This window comes from Mumia sp. zg.B17 (genome assembly GCF_019550915.1).
Taxonomy (GTDB): domain Bacteria; phylum Actinomycetota; class Actinomycetes; order Propionibacteriales; family Nocardioidaceae; genus Mumia.
The window spans coordinates 302816-321096 of record NZ_JAHWCI010000008.1; the positions used below are offsets into that span (position 1 = coordinate 302816).

Sequence of the window (18281 nt, forward strand, 5' to 3'; positions counted from 1 at the left end):
TCCGTCACACTGTGCGGATGCGTGCGGTGATCCAGCGAGTCAGCTCTGCGTCGGTCCGGGTCGAGGGGAAGGTCGTGGGCGCGATCGAGCGCCCGGGGCTGGTCGTCCTCCTCGGTGTCACGCACGTCGACAGCCCCGACGACGCCGTCGCGCTGGCCGCCAAGACGTGGGGCCTGCGGATCCTCCGCGGGGAGCGCTCGGCCTCCGACCTCGCCGCTCCCCTCCTGGTCATCAGTCAGTTCACGCTGTACGCCGACGTCCGCAAGGGCCGGCGACCGTCGTGGGGAGATGCGGCGCCGGCGCCGGTCTCCGAGCCGCTCTACGAGGAATACTGCCGCGCGCTGCAGGAACTCGGGGCGCACGTCGAACGTGGAGTGTTCGGAGCGGACATGGCGGTGGAGATGATCAACGACGGCCCGGTGACGTTGATCCTCGACAGCGCCGAGATGCGCCGAAGATGAGACATCGCCTGGGCTGATGACCTTTCATGGGGCACAATGAGCGAGACCGCAGCCCCGGCCGTCCGCTTGGGCTGCGCTGTGCTGGACAGGGAGAGGGATGAGCGACTACGACGGCGCCGGGAAGCGACGCGGCGAGAAGCCGCGCGGTTGGCTGCGCCGGCACTGGATCGGCGCGTCCGTCGCCGCAGTGCTCTCCGTGGTGCTCGTCGGCGGCGCCACGTACGCGTACGGGTTGATGACCAACCTCGACAACATCGACACCGTCAAAGGGCAGGCCTCCATCAAGGAGGAGAACCGCCCCGACCCCGCCCCCGGCGAAGCCCTCAACATCCTCGTGCTCGGGGCCGACGCCGAGGCCGACGGCAACAAGAACAAGTCGTCGATCAAGGCCGACCTCGGCGCGGACGGGCGGTGGAAGGACGGCAGGATCCACCGCAGCGACACGATCATGGTCGCCCACATCTCCGCCGACCGTAAGAAGGTCTCGGTCATCTCGATCCCCCGCGACTCCTGGGTCACGATCTACGACGAGGAGGGTGAGCCGCGGGGCGAGAACAAGATCAACGCCGCGTTCGCCGACTACGGCCCGTCGGGCGCGATCGCGACGGTCGAGAACTTCACCGACCTGCGTCTGGACCACATGGTGATCATGGACTGGGACGGCTTCCAGGACATGACGGCAGCTGTCGGCGGTGTTCGGGTCTACATCCCCGAGACGTTCTACGACTCCTCCCAGAAGGTGGAGTGGAAGAAGGGCTGGCACAACCTCAAGGGCAAGCGGGCCCTCCAGTACGTGCGCACCCGCTACGGGCTCACCGACGGCGACTTCGGCCGCATCAAGCGCCAGCAGAACTTCATCCGTCTCCTCCTCAAGGAGATGATGAGCGGGACCAACGTCAGCAACCCGATCTCGCTCCAGAAGACGGTCGAGTCCGTCGCCGCGAACCTCACGATCGACGAGAACTTCACGACCTCCGACATCACCGGTCTTGCTTTGGCGCTGCGCGGCGTCAGCGTGGACGACGTCGACTTCCTCACCGTCCCCCTCGGATCGCCGTCGACACGCAACCTCGACAACGGCATGAACGTGGTCAACCTCGACGAGGAGAAGGGCGAGGAGCTCTGGCGCATGGTCCGCAACGACAAGGTCAAGAAATACCTTCGCCTCAACCCTGATGCCGCCAAGCTCGGCAGCGAGACCGAGGTCAGCTGAGCCAGCCGCCCGTACGAGGCAGCTCCCGACGTACGACGAAGCCCCCGCCCGAGATCCGGTGCGGGGGCTTCGTTGTGCCGTACTGTCAGGCCGCCTCGATCGTCACCTCGATGTCAACGGCGCTCCCACGCTGGGCCTTGACCTGGCGGTCGACCGAGCGCGCGCGCGGCGCGAGAGTGCGCAGCGTCCACTCGCCGGGAGCGGCGAAGAACCGGAACTGGCCGGTCTCCGACGTCGGGACCTCGGCGGTGAACTCGCCGGTGGCGTCGAGCAGCCGTACGTAGGCGTTGCCGACCGGCTCGCCGGACCTGGTGACGATGCCCTGGATCACGGACTCCTTCGCGAGGTCGACCCCCTCCAGGCTGGGGCCGCCGCGTGTCGCGCCGCACACGGGCTCAGGCCTCGCCGGGCTCGTCGCCGAGCGCGACGGGCACGCCGATCAGCGAGCCGTACTCGGTCCAGGAGCCGTCGTAGTTCTTCACGTTCGGGATCTCGAGGAGCTCCTGGAGCACGAACCACGTGTGCGACGAGCGCTCGCCGATGCGGCAGTAGGCGATGGTGTCCTTGCTGCGGTCGAGGCCGGCCTCGGCGTAGAGCGCCTCCAGCTCCTCGTTGCTCTTGAAGGTGCCGTCGTCGTTGGCTGCCTTGCTCCACGGGACGTTGCCGGCCGTGGGGATGTGGCCGCCGCGCTGGGCCTGCTCCTGCGGGAGGTGGGCAGGAGCGAGCAGGCGCCCGGCGAACTCGTCGGGGCTGCGCACGTCGATGAGGTTCTGGACGCCGATCGCGGCGACGACCTCGTCACGGAAGGCGCGGATGGAGGTGTCCTGCTCCGAGGCGGTGTAGGACGTCTTCTCGCGGGTCGGGATCTCCTTGACCAGCTCGCGGCTGTCGAGCTCCCACTTCTTGCGGCCCCCGTCGAGCAGCTTGACGTCCTGGTGGCCGTACAGCTTGAAGTACCAGTAGGCGTAGGCCGCGAACCAGTTGTTGTTGCCGCCGTAGAGCACGACAGTGTCGTCGTTGCTCACGCCACGCTCGGACAGGAGCGCCTCGAACTGCTCCTTGCTGACGAAGTCCCGACGGACCGGGTCCTGCAGGTCGGTCTTCCAGTCGAGCTTGATCGCTCCGGCGATGTGGCCCTTCTCGTAGGCCGTCGTGTCCTCGTCGACCTCGACGAGCACGACGTTCGGGTCGGACAGGTGCTCCTCGACCCAGTCGGCGGTGACGAGCGCGGTGTCGCGGCTCATGGGATACCTCCACGGTTGGTGTGACGCTGGATGGGTGGTGCTGATGAGTGGTGCAGTCAGGCCCGCTGCGGCGAGACCCGTCGGACGATGAGGTACATCTCGCAGCCGAGGCAGAAGCCGGTGACGGCGTTGAGCAACGCTGCGGCCAGCGCGAAGCCGACGGCGACCGCGGCGACCGGTGCGGCACCGACGAGCGAGGCGACGAGGGCGATCAGGGTGAAGACGAGCCCCACCGACTGGGCGAAGCGCGGCGGGCGGGCGTCCTCGGTCTCCGTCGGAGCGCCGATGCGGGGCCGTACGAGCCGCGCGAACAGCTGGGCGTACGGCGTGCCCGCCGGCCCCACGAGCACCCCGAGGGCGAAGACGAGGGCCTGGAACGCGATCAGCACCGTCGCGAGCGACGAGCCGATCGTCACCAGAGCGACCGCGAGGACGGCCGCGGTGATCGCGGCGGAGAAGCGTTGCCCCCGCGGGTCGACCACTCCGTGAAGACCGGCGTCGGGGCCGGCGGTGGGAGCAGCTCGACGCGGGGTGGTCGACGAGGTGTGAGACATGGAGACTCCAGGCGCAGAACGGTGCCGCACGGGCGGCGGACAGGTGGGTTCGTTCAGCGCATGCGACACAGCGCCGAGCGCACGCGGCAGTTGTCGACTGCCCGTCGCCTGGTCAGGTGTGTCGTGGGAGGCATGCCGCAAGAGTAGGCGGCGATCCCCCACCGGTCACTTTCCCGTCCAACAAATGAGACGGCTATCCATCATCCGAGACACGCGTCTTTGTGACGCTGTCGAGAACCGCCTCGATCTCAGTGACCCGTGGGACGCCGGAGGCGCGACCGACGACCGCGCCATCACGGTCGAGGACGAGCACCGTCGGAGTACGCAGGATGCCGAGGCGGCGTACGAGGTCGAGGTGAGACTCGGCGTCGACGTCGACGTAGGCCACGTCGTCGCGCCCGTCGGCCACCCGAGTCAGGAGCACCCGCGCGGCACGGCACGGAGCACAGAAGGCACTCGAGACCTGGACCAGCGTGGCAGCCTCTCCCAGTCCGGAACCGATGTCGGCAGCGGTGAGCACGGCAGGCTCGGCAAGGGCGGGAGCGCCATCGACCGGAGGCGTCGGTGCCACCGGCCCGGCGGCACGGACACGCCCATCGCGGCGGTGGCGGAACAGCGCGAAGGCGCCGGTGACGATGAGCACGACGACGAGGACGGAGACTCCGAGGGGCACGTTCCAAGAGTACGGACCACCCGTTTGAACCCGTCCTCCCTCGGGCGCCGGACCGGCCGTCCGATCAGATACCCGCCCAGACCAACGACGCGACGAACACGACCGGACCGGCCAGCGCGATCGGCGCGGTCACCTCCATCGCCCACCGCGCAGGAGGCAGCGGGCGCCACCGGCGACCCACCGCACCTCCGGCGAGCACCGCACCGGCGATCGCCAGCGCGGCGATCCCGCCCACCAGGGCGTGGGCACCCTCGAGAGAAGCGAGCACGATGCCGCTCAACGCACTCAGCGCGAGCGCCCAGACCTGGGTCACCGGTCGCATCCGAACCGACCGGTCGGCGAGGACCATGATCACGGTCACGACCGCCGCGACGACGATCGCCGGACGACCGACCGGTGACAGCGCCGCCGCCAGCCAGCCCGTCGCCATCAGGGCGATCGTGCCTGTGACGACGACCTCTCCGAGTGCGGTGACGACATCGGGTCGCGGAGGCGGACGACGGAGCTGACCGAGGATGGCCGCCAGCACCAGCACGGGGAAGGCGATCCCGACACCCGCGAGGGAGCCCCCAGCGACGGCCGCGCTCGCGGTCGCCACCGTTCCCGCCGCACCCGAGATCGTCGTGGGTGCGAGGGTGACGACCGCCGCGGCCAGACCCGCCAAGGCGATCGGCGCCACCTTCGGCGACCGCGCGGGGGCGCGGGTGACGCCGGCCGGCGGAGGGGACGCGGCCAGCACCAGCTGCACCAGGAGCACCGCACCCGCCACCACGACGGGTCCGGCGAAGTCGGCGAGCACCAGCAGAGCGACCAGCGCGCACGTGACCACCCAAGGCGCGAAAGCGGTCAGCCCGAGGGGCGAGCGTGCTTCCTCGCGAACGCGACTCACGTGCGGTCGGTCTCGGGCCGACCCGCGCCGCCGGCGAAGGGCGGGAGCAGCTCGAGTCGTCCGCCGGGCCCCACCGTGACGGTGGCCGGATCGGCACTCCCGAGGGGCTCTTCGCCGACCAGGACCGAGCAGATCTCCAGCACGCGCATGAAGCGCTCGTTGCCGGCGTGCAACGCCCTCACGGCGTCGAGGACCTCGGCCACGGTGCCGGGATCGACCTCGTCCACCTCGCGGCCAGCAGCGGCACGCGCAGCGGCCCAATAGCGGACGGTGACGCTCGAACTGCTCGCGGCGCCTCGGTTACCGGCTGTTGATGCATCCGACACGTCGTCTATTGTGAGGCAAGCAATGAAGCCCTGGGCAGAGCCCTGGGCTTTCTTTGTATCCGCAGAAGGGTTACGCGATGTCCACCTTGCTCCTGCTGACACCGAGTACGCAGTCCTCCATCGAAGTACTGCCTGCGCTGGCGCTCCTGCCCCACCACGTCAAGATCCTCCCGCCCGAGGCCAGCGCGCTGCTGGATGCGCCGTCGTGCGACGCCGTCCTCATCGACGGGCGCACCGACCTGGCCCAGGCCCGCGGGCTCACCCGTCTCCTCCGCACCACCGGCATGGACGCCCCGCTGGTGCTCATCGTCACCGAGGGTGGGCTCGCCGTCGTGGCCGCCGACTGGCGCATGGACGACGTCGTCCTCACCACCGCCGGCCCGGCCGAGGTCGAGGCCCGTCTGCGACTGGCGATCGGGCGGGTCGCAGCCGAGGCGGGCGGCGAGCCTGACTCGCACGTCATCCGCTCCGGCGGGCTGACCGTCGACGACGTGACCTACACCGCGCGTCTCGACGGCCGCTCGCTCGACCTCACGTTCAAGGAGTTCGAGCTCCTCAAGTTCCTCGCTCAGCACCCCGGTCGCGTCTTCACCCGGCAGCAGCTGCTCCAGGAGGTGTGGGGGTACGACTACTTCGGAGGGACCCGGACCGTCGACGTGCACGTGCGCCGGCTGCGCGCCAAGCTCGGCCCCGACAACGAGACACTGATCGGGACCGTGCGCAACGTCGGCTACCGCTTCGTAGCGCAGTCGCGCGACCGTCGCGACGCCGGCACGACCGCGAGCTCCGACGCCGGCTCGGGCGACGACGCCGAACGTCCACGAGCGGGAGCACGGCACACCACCGCCCGTTGACCGGAAAGGACGGAGCATGAGCGCACGCCGTACGGCGTCGGACCTGGTCGAGCTCGTCCTCGACGCCGACTCGTTCGCGTCGTGGGACTCTCCGATCGACATCGGCCGCTGGCCGGATGCCTATCAGCGTGAGCTCCTGCGGGCCGCCGAGCGCTCCGGGCGCGACGAGTCGGTGATCACCGGCCGGGCCACCGTGAGGGGTCGACCGGTCGCCGTCGTCGCGAGCGAGTTCCGCTTCCTCGCGGGCTCCATCGGCGAGGACGCGGCCCGCCGCATCGTCCACGCCGTACGCCGGGCGACCGAGGAACGCATCCCCGTCCTGGCCACCACCGCCTCGGGCGGCACGCGCATGCAGGAGGGGACGCCGGCCTTCCTCCACATGATCGACATCTCCCGCGCGATCATGGACCACAAGGCAGCGGGGCTCCCGTACCTCGTCCATCTCGGGCATCCCACGACCGGGGGCGTCTTCGCCTCGTGGGGCTCGCTGGGCCACGTCACCGTCGCCGAGCCCGGCGCTCTGGTCGGCTTCCTCGGCCCGAAGGTGTACGAGGTGCTCCACCACCGCCCGTTCCCCGAAGGCGTCCAGACCGCCGAGAACCTCGCGCACCACGGCATCCTCGACGCCGTCGTGACCGCGGAGGATCTCCCCGCACTGGTCGACCGCACGCTCGGGATCCTCGTCGACCCGCCACGACCGGCCGGCCTCCCGCGGAGGGAGCCGGTCGCGACCGGGAGCGGCGACACCTGGGCGGCCATCGAGCGCACCCGGGCACCGGGACGCCTCGGTGTCCGCGAGGTGCTGCGCGTCGGTGGTGAGGACACCATCCGCCTCCAGGGCACCGACGAGGGCGAGCGCGACAGCGCGATGATCGTCGCCCTGACCCGACTCGACGGAGAGCCGTGCGTGGTCGTCGGTCAGGACCGCCAGGCGCAGGCGCGGGCGCCGATGGGTCCCGGCGCGCTCCGCGAGGCCAGACGCGGGATGCGGCTGGCCGAGGAGCTCGGTCTCCCGCTCGTCTCGTTCATCGACACCCCAGGCGCTGACCTGTCCAAGGCCGCCGAGGAGGGTGCGATCGCCGGCGAGATCGCGCGCTGCATCGCGACGATGGCGACGATGACGGTGCCCACGGTCGCCGTCCTGCTGGGCGAGGGCTGCGGGGGCGGGGCGCTCGCACTCTTCCCCGCCGACGTCGTGGTCGCCACCCAGAGTGCGTGGCTCTCGCCGCTGCCACCAGAGGGCGCGTCCGCGATCGTCCACGGCGACGCCGACCACGCCGCGGAGATGGCGACGGCTCAGCGTGTGTCCGCCGCCGACCTCTTCACCGCAGGAAAGGTGCAGGTTCTCGTGCCCGAGCTCGATTCCGACAGCGGGGACGCCAAGAGCCTCGCCATCGCCGTCGCCGCCGAGGCGGCCACCCAGCTCCGGGTGCTCCGTGCAGGCTCCGGCACAGGACCACGCCGATGACCGCCGCGGTCGACCCCCGTGTCGCGCTCGCTGAGAGGGTGGCTGCCGCGGACGGCGTGTCCCCGCTCAACGAGGCGAGCCGGATAGCGATCGCCACCGGCGAGCCACCGCGCGTCGACCATGCGACCCGTGACGGTGACGACCTCGTCGGTGTCGCGTACGCCGCCGGGGACGCACCCGTCGAGGTGTTCGTGGATCCCCACCACCGTCGGCACGGCGTCGGTGGCGCGCTCCTCGACCGTCTTCTGAACGAGGGCGAGAGCCGCTTCTGGGCTCACGGAGACCTCCCACCAGCGCAGGCCCTCGCTCGCAGCCGCGGCCTGGGGGTCGTACGCACGCTCGTCGTCCTCGAGCGGACCACCGCCGATCCGCTGCCCGAGGAGCGCGGCATCGACGGGGTGACGATCCGGCCCTGGCGAGACGAGGACACCGCAGGACTGGTCGCCGTCAACGCTCGCGCCTTCGCGACGCACCCGGAGCAGGGTGCGATGGACGAGGCCGACTTCCGAGCGCGGGCCACCCTGCCGTGGTTCGACCCGGCCGGGCTGTTCGTCGCCGAGCGTGGCGGACGGGTCGTCGGCTTCCACTGGACCAAGGTGGACCCGCCGGCCATCGAGGGCGGCGAGGTCGGTGAGGTGTACGTCGTCGGCGTCGACCCGTCCGAGCAGGGGCACGGGCTCGGCAAGGCACTGACGCTCCGAGGACTCCACCACCTCACCGGGCTCGGACTGGCACGGATCGACCTCTACGTCGAGGGCGACAACACCCCTGCGCTCGCCACGTACCACGGGCTGGGCTTCACCGAGAGCGCTCGCGACGTCCTCTACGGTCGCAACCTCTGATCCGCGTCGTGCGGCCGCACCGCTTGGGGGCGAGTGCCAGGGTGGATGAATGACCGCGTCGCTGGAGCCCAGCGCCTCCTACCTCGTCCGCCGCGCCGGGCTGGTCGACGTGACCCATGCGGCCAGGCTCCTCGAAGTCTCCGCTCCCGCGCTGGACATCGACGGCGACGGCACCGTCGACAGGCCTCTGGATCCCCAGGTCGCGGCGGTCGTCACCCGGCTCGCCCTCAGCCATCTCGTGCTTCAGCAGGGCAAGCTGTGGGTGGCCGAGCGCGACGGCGTCCTCCAGGCCGCGACAGTCTGGATGCCGCGCCACGAGGTCCGTCTCGGAGCGGTCGGGCTCTCCGAGGGCCTTCGCGAGACCGTTCGGCTCGAGCTCGACGCCGCCACCGTCCACGCGGCGCTCGATCCCGGAGAGGACGTCCGCGAGGCGCTGGGCGCGGCGGAGACCACCATCGCCGACATGCTGAGCCGAGTCGCGCCGGACGTCGTGCTCACCACGCTGGCCGTCGTCCCCGACCTCGCCCCGCACGAGCGTGCCGACATCCTTCAGGCCTGCATCACGGCCGCGTTGGAGGAGACCGACGGCGTCGCCGCCGCGATGACGCTGCTCACCGAGCACGTCGCCGTCCTCGAGGCGTCGGGGTTCGTCCGCGTCGCCGAGGTGACGGTCGGCGCCGGTCACCGGCTGTGGGTCGGCACCAGCCGCTGATCCGCGTCACCCGCTCGTCGCTGGTGCGTGGCACGATGCGGGAATGGCCGAAGTCCTTCCCCCACCCGCCATCGTCGAGGAGCACCCGAGCTCGCCGGACTCGTTCGACGTGGACCCGCCGTTCGTCGACCACGGACCGGACCTGCCCGACGACCGGCTCAGCGATCGGGAGCTGTCGTGGCTGGCCTTCAACCAGCGGGTGCTCGAGCTGGCCGAGGACACGTCGGTGCCGCTGCTCGAGCGCGTACGCTTCACGGCGATCTTCTCGGGCAACCTCGACGAGTTCTTCATGGTCCGCATCGCCGGCCTCAAGCGACGGCTCGCGGCGGGCCTGGCATCACGGCGCGCCAGCGGCATGCAGCCCCGCGAGGTGTGGTCCGCGAGCCTGCAGCGCAGCCGCGAGCTGATGTCTCGGCAGGGCGCCCTCCTGACGGAGGAGCTCACGGAGCGGCTCGACGAGCGAGGGATCGCGCTCCTGCACTGGGACGACCTCGAGCCGGACGAGCGCGACGACGCCTCGCGCGTCTTCCGGGCCCGGGTCTTCCCGGTGCTGACCCCGCTGGCGGTCGATCCCGCCCATCCCTTCCCCTACATCTCGGGTCTCTCCCTCAACCTGGCCGTCGTCATGCGCAACCCGGTCACCGGCAAGTCGCACTTCGCCCGGGTCAAGGTGCCGCCGATCTTCGACCGCTGGGTGACGGTCGGTCCTGCCCGGTTCGTGGCGCTCGAGGAGGTCATCGCGGCACACCTCGACGCGCTGTTCCCCGGGATGGAGATCACCGGGCACCACGCGTTCCGCGTGACCCGCAACGAGGACCTCGAGGTGGAGGAGGACGACGCCGAGAACCTCCTCAAGGCGCTGGAGCAGGAGCTGCTTCGCCGGAAGTTCGGCCCTCCCGTGCGCCTCGAGGTCGAGGACACGATGGACGACCACGTGCTCGAGCTGCTCGTGACCGAGCTCGACATCAGCCCGGACGAGGTCTTCCGGCTCCCGGCTCCGCTCGACCTGGCCAGCCTGCACCAGATCGCCGACCTCGACCGGCCCGAGCTGCAGTTCGAGCCCTTCGTGCCCGCGACGCACCCCGATCTCGCCGAGGTCGAGACGTCCAGTCCCGTCGACATGTTCGCGGCGCTGCGCCAGCACGACGTGCTGATCCACCACCCGTACGACTCGTTCGCGACGAGCGTCCAGCGCTTCGTCGAGCAGGCCGCGGCGGACCCGCGCGTGCTCGCGATCAAGCAGACCCTCTATCGGACCTCCGGCGACTCCCCCATCATCGACTCGCTCATCGACGCCGCCCGGGCGGGCAAGCAGGTGCTGGTCCTCATCGAGATCAAGGCGCGCTTCGACGAGCAGGCCAACATCCGCTGGGCACGCAAGCTGGAGCGTGCCGGATGCCACGTCGTCTACGGCCTGCTGGGGCTCAAGACCCACTGCAAGCTGTGCCTGGTGGTGCGCGACGAGCCGGACGGGCTGCGCCGCTACGCGCACATCGGCACCGGCAACTACAACCCCAAGACGGCCCGCCTGTACGAGGACTACGGCCTGCTCACGACCGACACCGACATCGCCGACGATCTCACCGACCTCTTCAACAACCTGTCGGGCTACTCCCGGCGGGAGTCCTACCGCGAGCTGATGGTGGCTCCTGCCGGCGTGCGTTCCGGCATCGTGGACAGCATCGAGCGCGAGATCGAGCACCACCGGGCCGGACGCCCTGCCGGGATCAGGATCAAGGTCAACTCGATCGTCGACGAGGAGGTCATCGACGCGCTCTACCGGGCGTCGCGTGCGGGCGTCGGGGTGGAGATGGTCGTCCGGGGCATCTGTGCCCTGCGGCCCGGTGTCCCGGGGATGAGCGACAACATCGTCGTGCGGAGCATCCTCGGGCGCTTCCTCGAGCACAGCCGGCTGTTGTGGTTCACCAACGGCGGCGACCCGCAGGTCTGGATCGGCTCGTCCGACCTGATGCACCGCAACCTCGACCGCCGTGTCGAGGTGCTCGTACGACTCGACCGGCCCGAGCACATCGCCGAGATCGGCAACGTCCTCGACCTGTCCATGGACCCGGGGACCGACGCGTGGAACCTCGGCCCCGACGGCACCTGGAGCCGCGCCACCTCGCCTGACGGTCCGCTGCGTGACCTGCAGCAGACGCTGATCGAGCGCACTCGCGCCCGCCGAGCCCGAGCGCGTGCGGAGGCGAAGGCCAGGGCTACGGCCGGCGGTCTGGTGTGAGCCGCCCCGTGCGCATGTCCGCCGGCGCCGTCGTGTGGCGGCCGGCCGGCTCCCGTCCCAAGGACGGGCTCGAGATCCTCCTCGTCCACCGCGCGCGCCACGACGACTGGAGCATCCCCAAGGGGACCGTCGAGCGCGGCGAGCTCCGACCCACGACGGCGGTCCGCGAGGTCGAGGAGGAGACCGGCGTCCTGGCGCGGTTGGGTGTGCCGTTGATGGAGCTCGAGTACGAGTTCGCCAAGGGCCGGCTCAAGAACGTCGCCTACTGGTCGGCGACTCCGGTCAGCGGAGACGCCGACACTTACGTGCCCAACAAGGAGATCGACGGCGTCGCCTGGGTCACGCTCGACAAGGCGCCGAAGCGGCTCTCGTACGACACCGACCGGGCGGTGCTCGAGGCCTTCGGTGAGCGCGTCGGGTCCGACGCCCACCGGACGCGGACGCTGGTGGTGGTCCGCCACGCGCAGGCCCGCTCGCGCAGCCGCTGGCGCAAGGAGCCCCTCGTCCGCCCGTTGACCGCGGCAGGCAGGCGTGAGGCCGGACGGCTCCGGCCCGTCCTGTCGGCGTACGGCGTGCACCACCTGCACTCGAGCGGTGCCCTTCGCTGTGTGCAGACGCTCGAGCCCTACGCCGACGCCACTCACCGTCCCATCACCGTCGACCACCGACTCGACGAACCGCGCGACGGCGGCCCGGCGAAGCAGCGGCCGGTGACGGAAGCGATGGCCGAGGACGTCGAGCACGGGCGCCCTGTCGCGGCCTGCGGCCACCGGACGGTGATCCCGCGCATGCTCAAGGCGGTCGGGGTCGACGCCGACGCGCTCAGCGCGGGGCCTCTGCCTCTTGCGGGGCTGGTGGTCGTCCACCATCGCCGCGGCGAGGTGCTGGCGACCGAGCGCCACGTGCTGCGCTGATCACGAGGCCGGTGGCGGCGACGCCGACGGCGAGGGCCGCGACCGGGGCGAGGGCGTCGACCCCGCGGTTCTCCAGCAGCCACGCTCCGGAGGCAGCACCGGCGGCGATCCCGAGGTTGAGCGCGGTGACGACGACCGCCCCCGCGGCGCCGCGTGCCGCCGGTGAGGCGATCCGCATCACGGTCGACTGGAAGACCGGCGGGAACAGCCCGATCATCGTTCCCCAGACCCCGACGACCACCAGGGCGACCACGGTGCTCGTGTCGAGCGCCGTGATCGCGAGCACGGTGATCGCGAAGGCGATCGCGGTCCCCGGGAGAGCCGCCGTCGGGAACCGGTCCGACAGTGGCCCGGCGATCGCGAGCCCCAGCGCCCCTGTGGCGCCGAACAGCGCGAGCACGCCGCCGAGGGCCGCGGAGTCCATGCCCGCGACGCGCGTCACGAGGGGACCGACGTAGGTGAACACCTGGAAGTGACCGACGAGCACCAGCGCGCCCAAGGTCGCGGTGACGGTCACGCGGACGAGCGAGCGGTCGCGACCTGCGGGCACGGCGCCCGCGGGCACGGGTTTCCTGCCCGGGGCGGCACCTGGAGGAAGCACCGTCACGAGTGCGAGCGAAGCGACGACGAGGAGGACACCCGCGCCCACGAGCACCGCCCGCCAGCCGACGAGCTCGGCGGCCGCCGTACCGAGCGGCACGCCGACGACGCCCGCTGCGGTCGGTCCGACGAGGACGACCGACACCGCCTTCCCGATGTGCCGCTCGTCGACGAGCGACGCGGCGTACGGCACGAGCAGAGCCCACAGCAGGCCGTGCGCACCCGCGGCCACGACCCGGGCGACGACCAGCGGCCCGTACGCGGGAGCCGTCGCCGCAAGGAGAGCCGCGCCGGCACTGACCAGCACCGCGCCGAGCATCACCCCGCGGCGAGGGAGCCTGCGGGTGAGTCGCTCGAGGGGGAGGCTGAGGGCCGCGACGGTGAGAGCCCAGGCCGTGACGAGCAGTCCGATCCGGCCCCGCGAGACCCCGAGGTCATGAGCCATCGAGGGCAGCAGTCCGGCAGGGAGCAGCTCGATGGTGACGGTCGCAAAGCCCGCGCCGGCGAGGGTGAGCAGCGCCGCCCAGGTCTTGCGGGTCATGTCCGGAACATGTGTCGTCGTCTGTGTCATGCTCGGACCGTAAACCTTGACATTTATGTCAAGGTCAAGCCCGACGATGAAGGGGATCACGATGCGCGTGGGAGAGCTCGCCGAGCTGACAGGGGTGGCCCCCCGGATGCTGCGCTACTACGAGGAGCAGGGCCTCCTCGTCCCGCCGCGCCAGGACAACGGATACCGGTCGTACGGAGAGGAGCACGTCGAACGCGTCAGGTCCATCCGCAGCCTGATCGCCTCCGGCCTCCCCACCCGGCTCGTGCGGGTCGTCCTCGACGTCGAGGCGCTCGCCGACGACGAGCTCTCGCCTTCCTGCACCCGACAGGTCGCCGAGATGCTCCATGCCGAGATGCGCTCGCTGGAGGACAAGATCGCCTGCCTGACCAAGAGCCGGGACACCGTGGAGCGCTATCTGCAGCGCACGCGGCACGGCGACCTCGCGGGCGTCGCAGAGCCCGCCTGACGCCGACGGCCGCCGGACGGCGCCCGAACTCGTCAGGCAGCGTTCACCTGCGGTTCACCTCCGTCCGCCTGCCGCTTCACCTCTGCTGCCTAACGTCACCAGCGACACCACAAGTCTGGACATGACGTTTCCCAGAGAGGGAAGAACACCGTGAACCGCACCAAGCTCCGCGCCGCTGCGCCCCTGGCGCTCGCCGCGACCGTGGCCCTGGGCCTCTCCGCCTGCGGGGCGGGCAACGAGGCCGGGGCCGACGACTCCGCCACCACCAGCGAGCTCAGCGGCACGCTCAACGGTGCCGGCGCCAGCTCGCAGGAAGCGGCCGTCGCCTCGTGGAAGCAGGGCTTCCAGACCGCGAACCCCGACGTGACCGTCAACTACGACCCCGCGGGTTCAGGGGCCGGCCGGGAGCAGTTCCTCGCCGGCGGAACCGACTTCGCCGGGTCCGACGCGTACCTCGACGACGAGGAGCTCGCGGCCGCGGAGAAGCGCTGCAGCTCCGACGTGGTCGAGGTCCCGACCTACGTCAGCCCGATCGCGGTCATCTACAACCTGCCGGGCGTCGACGGCCTCAAGCTCTCACCCGACACGCTCGGCAAGATCTTCGCGGGCACCGTCACCACGTGGGACGACGCGGCCATCAAGGCCGACAACCCCGATGCCGACCTGCCCTCGTCGACGATCACGCCGGTCCACCGCTCCGACGACTCGGGCACCACCGAGAACTTCACCGCCTACCTGGCGGCGGCGGGCCCTCAGGGTTGGACCGCAGGCGAGGTCGAGACCTGGCCGCTCAAGGGCGGAGAGGGTGCGCAGGGCACCTCCGGAGTCGTGGCCGCCGTCCAGGGCGGCGAGGGCACGATCGGCTACGCCGACGCGAGCCAGGCCGGTGACCTCGGCGTCGCCTCGCTGAAGGTGGGCGAGGAGTACGTCGGTCCCAGCCCGGAGGCCGCCGCCAAGGTCCTGGATGCCTCGAAGCAGAAGGAGGGCCGCGGCGACACGCACATCGTGATGGACATCGACCACACCACCACCGAGTCCGGGGTCTATCCGGCGGTCCTGCTCTCGTATCAGATCGCGTGCCTCGAGTACGACGACGAGGCCAAGGCCGACCTCGTCAAGGGCTGGCTGTCGTACGTGGCGAGCTCCGACGGCCAGAAGGCCGCCGCCGAGGGCGCCGGCTCAGCGCCGCTCACGAGCGCGCTCGAGGAGCGCATGACCGGCATCGTCGACGGAATCTCGGCGAAGTGACTCTCCTGCGGGTGGCCGCCCGAGCCGGGGGGTCGGGCGGCCACCCGCAGGACGCTCGCCATCGTGACCACCAGAGGACCAGTCCGTGAGCGAAACCTCCACCCCGTCCCCGTCGCGGGACACCACCGACACCGGGCCGGCTTCCGGCCGGGTCGGCGACCGCGTGTTCCTCGGGATCTCCCGTGGCGCCGCCCTGACGATCCTGGCCATCCTCGCCGGCGTCGCGATCTTCCTGACCGCCGAGGGGATCCCGGGGATCACCGCATCGCCCGACGAGGTCAAGAGTGGCGAGTCGTTCCCGTCGTTCGTGCTCCCCCTGGTCTTCGGAACCCTGTGGAGCGCAACGCTCGCGCTGGTCATCGCAGTCCCCCTCGCCGTCGCGGTCGCGCTGTTCGTCACCTACTACGTCCCTCGCCGGCTCGGGCAGGCCCTCGGGTACGTCATCGACCTGCTCGCCGCCGTACCCTCCGTCGTCTTCGGCCTGTGGGGCATGCGGGTCCTCGCCGGACAGCTCGTCGGCCCGTACGAGTGGCTCGAGAGGACCCTGGGTTTCCTGCCCTTCTTCGCCGGGCCGGCATCGGCCACGGGGCGGACGATCCTCACCGCGGCGGTCGTCCTGGCCGTGATGATCCTGCCGATCGTGACCGCGATCGCCCGGGAGGTCTTCCGCCAGACACCGGTCCTCCTGGAGGAGGCGGCGCTCGCGCTCGGCGCGACCCGCTGGGAGATGATCCGTACCGTCGTCCTGCCTCACGGCCGCTCCGGCATGATCGGCGGCGCGATGCTCGGACTCGGCCGCGCTCTGGGCGAGACGATGGCGGTCGCGATGGTCCTCTCGGCCTCCGGTGTCATCACCCTCGACCTCATCAGCTCGACGAACCCGAGCACGATCCCCGCCAACATCGCGCTCCAGTTCAACGAGGCCTCCGGTCTGACGGTGAACGCGCTGATCGCCTCCGGCCTGGTGCTGTTCGTCATCACCTTCGCCGTCAACTTCGCCGCCCGCGCCGTCGTGAACCGGCGCAAGGAGTTCTCGGGAGCACACGCATGAGCACGAGGAACCGCAGCGGAGACACGCTCGCACCTCCACCCGCACCGCAGCGGGACGAGGCAGCCCTCGCGCTGCGCGGCTGGCACCAGCCACGGCTCCCGCGCGGAGCCGGCTGGTACGCCGCGGCGCTGGCGGTCGTCGTCGCCTCCGCCCTGCAGGCCGGCCTCGGCCTCCCGCTCCTCCCCTCGCTGCTGACCGGCTGGGCGGTGCTCGGGATCGGGCTGCCCTCGCTCTCTCGTGCGGTCGAGGGTCGCCGCAAGGCGGTCGACCGGCTGGTGTCCATCATGGTCTCGAGCGCCTTCGTGCTGGCCATGGTGCCCCTGGTCTCGATCCTGTGGACCGTCGTGAAGAACGGGCTGCCGGTCCTGTCCTCGGAGTTCTTCACCTACTCGATGCGCAACGTCGTCGGCGAGGGCGGCGGCATCTACCACGCGGTCTGGGGCACGGTGCTCATCACCGCCGCCGCAGCGGTGATGTCGGTCCCGCTCGGGCTGCTGACCGCGATCTTCCTCGTCGAGTACGGCGGTGACGGTCGGCTCGCGAAGGTGGTCCGCTTCCTCGTGGACGTGATGACCGGCATCCCGTCGATCGTCGCGGGTCTGTTCGCCTACGCATTGTTCGTGGTGTTCTTCGGACCCGGTGTCCGGATGGGGATCGCCGGCGCCGTCGCGCTCACCGTGCTGATGACCCCGGTCGTCGTCAGGTCGTCGGAGGAGATGCTCCAGCTCGTCCCGCACGAGCTCCGGGAGGCGGCCTACGCGCTCGGAGTGCCGAGATGGCGCACGATCGTCAAGGTCGTCCTGCCGACCTCGATGGCCGGCCTCGTCACCGGGGTCACGCTGGCCGTCGCCCGCGTGATCGGCGAGACGGCACCGCTCCTCATCACCGTCGGCATCACCGACTCGTCGAACTTCACCCTGTTCGACGGGCGCATGGCGACGCTCCCGGTGTTCACCTACAGCTCCATCATGAGCCCCGGCGTCCCGCCGGAGCCCTCCATCGCTCGGGCCTGGGGTGCCGCACTCGTGCTGATGCTGATCGTGATGGTGCTCAACCTCGTGGCCCGACTCGTGACCTACTTCTTCTCCCCGAAGGGCAAGCGATGAGCATGCGATCAGTACTCCGTGACTCCGTCCCGACGCCGGTTCCGACTCCGGCCGTCACCGCCGCGGGCGGTGGATCCCGTCGGCCGGCGATCGGCATCGACGTCGAGGACCTCGACATCTACTACGGCGACGTCCAGGCGGTGCGCGGGGTGACACTGGCGATCCCGGCCCAGTCGGTGACCGCCGTGATCGGCCCGTCGGGCTGCGGCAAGTCGACGTTCCTGCGGTCGTTGAACCGCATGCACGAGGTCGCACCCGGCGCCCGGGTCGACGGCACCGTCCGGGTGGACGGGCGCGACCTGTACGCCGCCGGCGTCGACCCGGTGCTCGTGCGCCGGGAGATCGGGATGGTCTTCCAGCGACCGAACCCGTTCCCGACGATGTCGATCCGTGACAACGTGCTGGCCGGCGTACGCCTCAACGGCGGACGGCTCAAGAAGGACGCCGCCGAGGCGGTCGTCGAGCGGTCGCTGCGCGGCGCGAACCTCTGGGACGAGGTCAAGGACCGGCTCAACCGCCCCGGCGCCGGGCTCTCCGGCGGACAGCAGCAGCGGCTCTGCATCGCCCGCGCGATCGCGGTCGAGCCGCAGGTGCTCCTCATGGACGAGCCGTGCTCCGCCCTCGACCCGATCTCCACCAGCGCCATCGAGGACCTGATCGGGCAGCTCAAGAGCGAGTACACGATCGTCATCGTCACGCACAACATGCAGCAGGCGGCGCGGGTGTCGGACGAGACCGCCTTCTTCAACCTCGCGGGGGTGGGTGAGCCGGGTCAGCTCGTCGAGTCGGGAGCGACGACGAAGATCTTCTCCAACCCCGACAACCCGTCGACCGAGGCCTACATCACGGGGCGCTTCGGCTGACGGAT

The 18281-nt window shown here is 70.8% G+C and carries 20 protein-coding genes; 13 read left to right on the top strand and 7 right to left on the bottom strand.

Translation table 11 applies throughout. From position 1 onward, the window contains the following. The first annotated feature begins 17 nt into the window (after positions 1-17). Both dtd and KV097_RS14735 read left to right on the top strand, forming a co-directional pair. The gene (gene dtd / locus KV097_RS14730; RefSeq protein ID WP_220343342.1) at positions 18-461 is read left to right on the top strand and encodes a D-aminoacyl-tRNA deacylase; all 444 of its coding nucleotides are present in this window, start codon (positions 18-20) and stop codon (positions 459-461) included. 97 nt (positions 462-558) lie between these two features. Then, the gene (locus tag KV097_RS14735) at positions 559-1674 is read left to right on the top strand and encodes an LCP family protein (RefSeq protein WP_220366294.1); all 1116 of its coding nucleotides are present in this window, start codon (positions 559-561) and stop codon (positions 1672-1674) included. 85 nt (positions 1675-1759) lie between these two features. Here the strand turns inward: KV097_RS14735 and KV097_RS14740 are convergent, their stop codons facing one another. The 6 genes from KV097_RS14740 to KV097_RS14765 all read right to left on the bottom strand — a co-directional run bounded on the left by KV097_RS14740 (position 1760) and on the right by KV097_RS14765 (position 5360). Then, on the bottom strand, positions 1760-2065 hold the full coding sequence (locus KV097_RS14740) for a DUF1416 domain-containing protein (protein WP_220343340.1): 306 nt from the start codon (positions 2063-2065) through the stop codon (positions 1760-1762). A 4-nt stretch (positions 2066-2069) separates the two neighbouring features. Beyond that, positions 2070-2918, bottom strand: a complete 849-nt coding sequence (locus KV097_RS14745; RefSeq protein WP_220343339.1) for a sulfurtransferase — start codon at positions 2916-2918, stop codon at positions 2070-2072. 56 nt (positions 2919-2974) lie between these two features. Next, positions 2975-3472 (bottom strand): DUF4395 domain-containing protein, encoded by a 498-nt coding sequence (locus tag KV097_RS14750; protein WP_220343338.1) that lies wholly within the window; start codon positions 3470-3472, stop codon positions 2975-2977. Positions 3473-3665: 193 nt separating this feature from the next. Continuing rightward, a complete protein-coding gene (locus KV097_RS14755) occupies positions 3666-4145 on the bottom strand; it encodes a thioredoxin family protein (RefSeq protein WP_308289442.1) in 480 nt (159 codons plus the stop codon). 64 nt (positions 4146-4209) lie between these two features. Next, positions 4210-5034: a hypothetical protein gene (locus KV097_RS14760; protein WP_220366295.1), complete on the bottom strand. Its 825-nt coding sequence runs from the start codon at positions 5032-5034 to the stop codon at positions 4210-4212. After that, positions 5031-5360, bottom strand: coding sequence for a MoaD/ThiS family protein (locus tag KV097_RS14765; RefSeq protein WP_220343335.1), 330 nt, complete (start codon positions 5358-5360; stop codon positions 5031-5033). The genes KV097_RS14760 and KV097_RS14765 overlap by 4 nt, the downstream gene beginning before the upstream one ends. Positions 5361-5437: 77 nt before the next feature. Between KV097_RS14765 and KV097_RS14770 the strand changes: the two genes are divergently transcribed. The 6 genes from KV097_RS14770 to KV097_RS14795 are packed head-to-tail and all read left to right on the top strand — an operon-like array spanning position 5438 to position 12389. Next, entirely contained in the window at positions 5438-6214 is a 777-nt protein-coding gene (locus tag KV097_RS14770) for a response regulator transcription factor (protein WP_220343334.1), read from the top strand. A 16-nt stretch (positions 6215-6230) separates the two neighbouring features. Beyond that, complete coding sequence (locus tag KV097_RS14775; RefSeq protein WP_220366296.1) at positions 6231-7682, top strand: carboxyl transferase domain-containing protein; 1452 nt, start codon at positions 6231-6233, stop codon at positions 7680-7682. Further along, positions 7679-8524 (top strand): mycothiol synthase, encoded by an 846-nt coding sequence (gene mshD, locus KV097_RS14780; RefSeq protein ID WP_220366297.1) that lies wholly within the window; start codon positions 7679-7681, stop codon positions 8522-8524. Before KV097_RS14775 ends, mshD begins: the two co-directional genes overlap by 4 nt. A 49-nt stretch (positions 8525-8573) precedes the next feature. Next, entirely contained in the window at positions 8574-9236 is a 663-nt protein-coding gene (locus KV097_RS14785) for a hypothetical protein (RefSeq protein WP_220366298.1), read from the top strand. 43 nt (positions 9237-9279) lie between these two features. Further along, complete coding sequence (locus tag KV097_RS14790) at positions 9280-11475, top strand: RNA degradosome polyphosphate kinase (protein WP_220343330.1); 2196 nt, start codon at positions 9280-9282, stop codon at positions 11473-11475. Beyond that, positions 11472-12389, top strand: a complete 918-nt coding sequence (locus tag KV097_RS14795) for an NUDIX hydrolase (RefSeq protein ID WP_220343329.1) — start codon at positions 11472-11474, stop codon at positions 12387-12389. Before KV097_RS14790 ends, KV097_RS14795 begins: the two co-directional genes overlap by 4 nt. Here the strand turns inward: KV097_RS14795 and KV097_RS14800 are convergent. Beyond that, the gene (locus KV097_RS14800; RefSeq protein WP_220366299.1) at positions 12298-13560 is read right to left on the bottom strand and encodes an MFS transporter; all 1263 of its coding nucleotides are present in this window, start codon (positions 13558-13560) and stop codon (positions 12298-12300) included. The two genes, KV097_RS14795 and KV097_RS14800, sit on opposite strands and share 92 nt — an antisense overlap. Before the next feature lie 61 nt (positions 13561-13621). On the opposite strand from KV097_RS14800, the gene KV097_RS14805 reads away from it, so the two are divergent. The 5 genes from KV097_RS14805 to pstB all read left to right on the top strand — a co-directional run bounded on the left by KV097_RS14805 (position 13622) and on the right by pstB (position 18276). Further along, positions 13622-14008 (top strand): MerR family transcriptional regulator, encoded by a 387-nt coding sequence (locus KV097_RS14805; protein ID WP_220343327.1) that lies wholly within the window; start codon positions 13622-13624, stop codon positions 14006-14008. A 150-nt stretch (positions 14009-14158) separates the two neighbouring features. Further along, positions 14159-15256: a phosphate ABC transporter substrate-binding protein PstS gene (pstS, locus tag KV097_RS14810; RefSeq protein WP_220366300.1), complete on the top strand. Its 1098-nt coding sequence runs from the start codon at positions 14159-14161 to the stop codon at positions 15254-15256. Between the two features lie 85 nt (positions 15257-15341). Next, the gene (pstC, locus tag KV097_RS14815; RefSeq protein ID WP_220366301.1) at positions 15342-16307 is read left to right on the top strand and encodes a phosphate ABC transporter permease subunit PstC; all 966 of its coding nucleotides are present in this window, start codon (positions 15342-15344) and stop codon (positions 16305-16307) included. Further along, positions 16304-17413, top strand: coding sequence for a phosphate ABC transporter permease PstA (pstA, locus tag KV097_RS14820; protein WP_220346020.1), 1110 nt, complete (start codon positions 16304-16306; stop codon positions 17411-17413). The genes pstC and pstA overlap by 4 nt, the downstream gene beginning before the upstream one ends. Continuing rightward, entirely contained in the window at positions 17410-18276 is an 867-nt protein-coding gene (gene pstB, locus KV097_RS14825) for a phosphate ABC transporter ATP-binding protein PstB (RefSeq protein WP_255559656.1), read from the top strand. Before pstA ends, pstB begins: the two co-directional genes overlap by 4 nt. Positions 18277-18281 lie beyond the last annotated feature (5 nt).

Coding starts and splice junctions, on each gene's coding strand:
- dtd (WP_220343342.1), top strand. CDS start 18: ATGCGTGCGGTGATCCAGCGAGTCAGCTCTGCGTCGGTCCGGGTCGAG.
- KV097_RS14735 (WP_220366294.1), top strand. CDS start 559: ATGAGCGACTACGACGGCGCCGGGAAGCGACGCGGCGAGAAGCCGCGC.
- KV097_RS14745 (WP_220343339.1), bottom strand. CDS start 2,918: ATGAGCCGCGACACCGCGCTCGTCACCGCCGACTGGGTCGAGGAGCAC.
- KV097_RS14750 (WP_220343338.1), bottom strand. CDS start 3,472: ATGTCTCACACCTCGTCGACCACCCCGCGTCGAGCTGCTCCCACCGCC.
- KV097_RS14770 (WP_220343334.1), top strand. CDS start 5,438: ATGTCCACCTTGCTCCTGCTGACACCGAGTACGCAGTCCTCCATCGAA.
- KV097_RS14775 (WP_220366296.1), top strand. CDS start 6,231: ATGAGCGCACGCCGTACGGCGTCGGACCTGGTCGAGCTCGTCCTCGAC.
- mshD (WP_220366297.1), top strand. CDS start 7,679: ATGACCGCCGCGGTCGACCCCCGTGTCGCGCTCGCTGAGAGGGTGGCT.
- KV097_RS14785 (WP_220366298.1), top strand. CDS start 8,574: ATGACCGCGTCGCTGGAGCCCAGCGCCTCCTACCTCGTCCGCCGCGCC.
- KV097_RS14790 (WP_220343330.1), top strand. CDS start 9,280: ATGGCCGAAGTCCTTCCCCCACCCGCCATCGTCGAGGAGCACCCGAGC.
- KV097_RS14800 (WP_220366299.1), bottom strand. CDS start 13,560: ATGACACAGACGACGACACATGTTCCGGACATGACCCGCAAGACCTGG.
- KV097_RS14805 (WP_220343327.1), top strand. CDS start 13,622: ATGCGCGTGGGAGAGCTCGCCGAGCTGACAGGGGTGGCCCCCCGGATG.
- pstA (WP_220346020.1), top strand. CDS start 16,304: ATGAGCACGAGGAACCGCAGCGGAGACACGCTCGCACCTCCACCCGCA.
- pstB (WP_255559656.1), top strand. CDS start 17,410: ATGAGCATGCGATCAGTACTCCGTGACTCCGTCCCGACGCCGGTTCCG.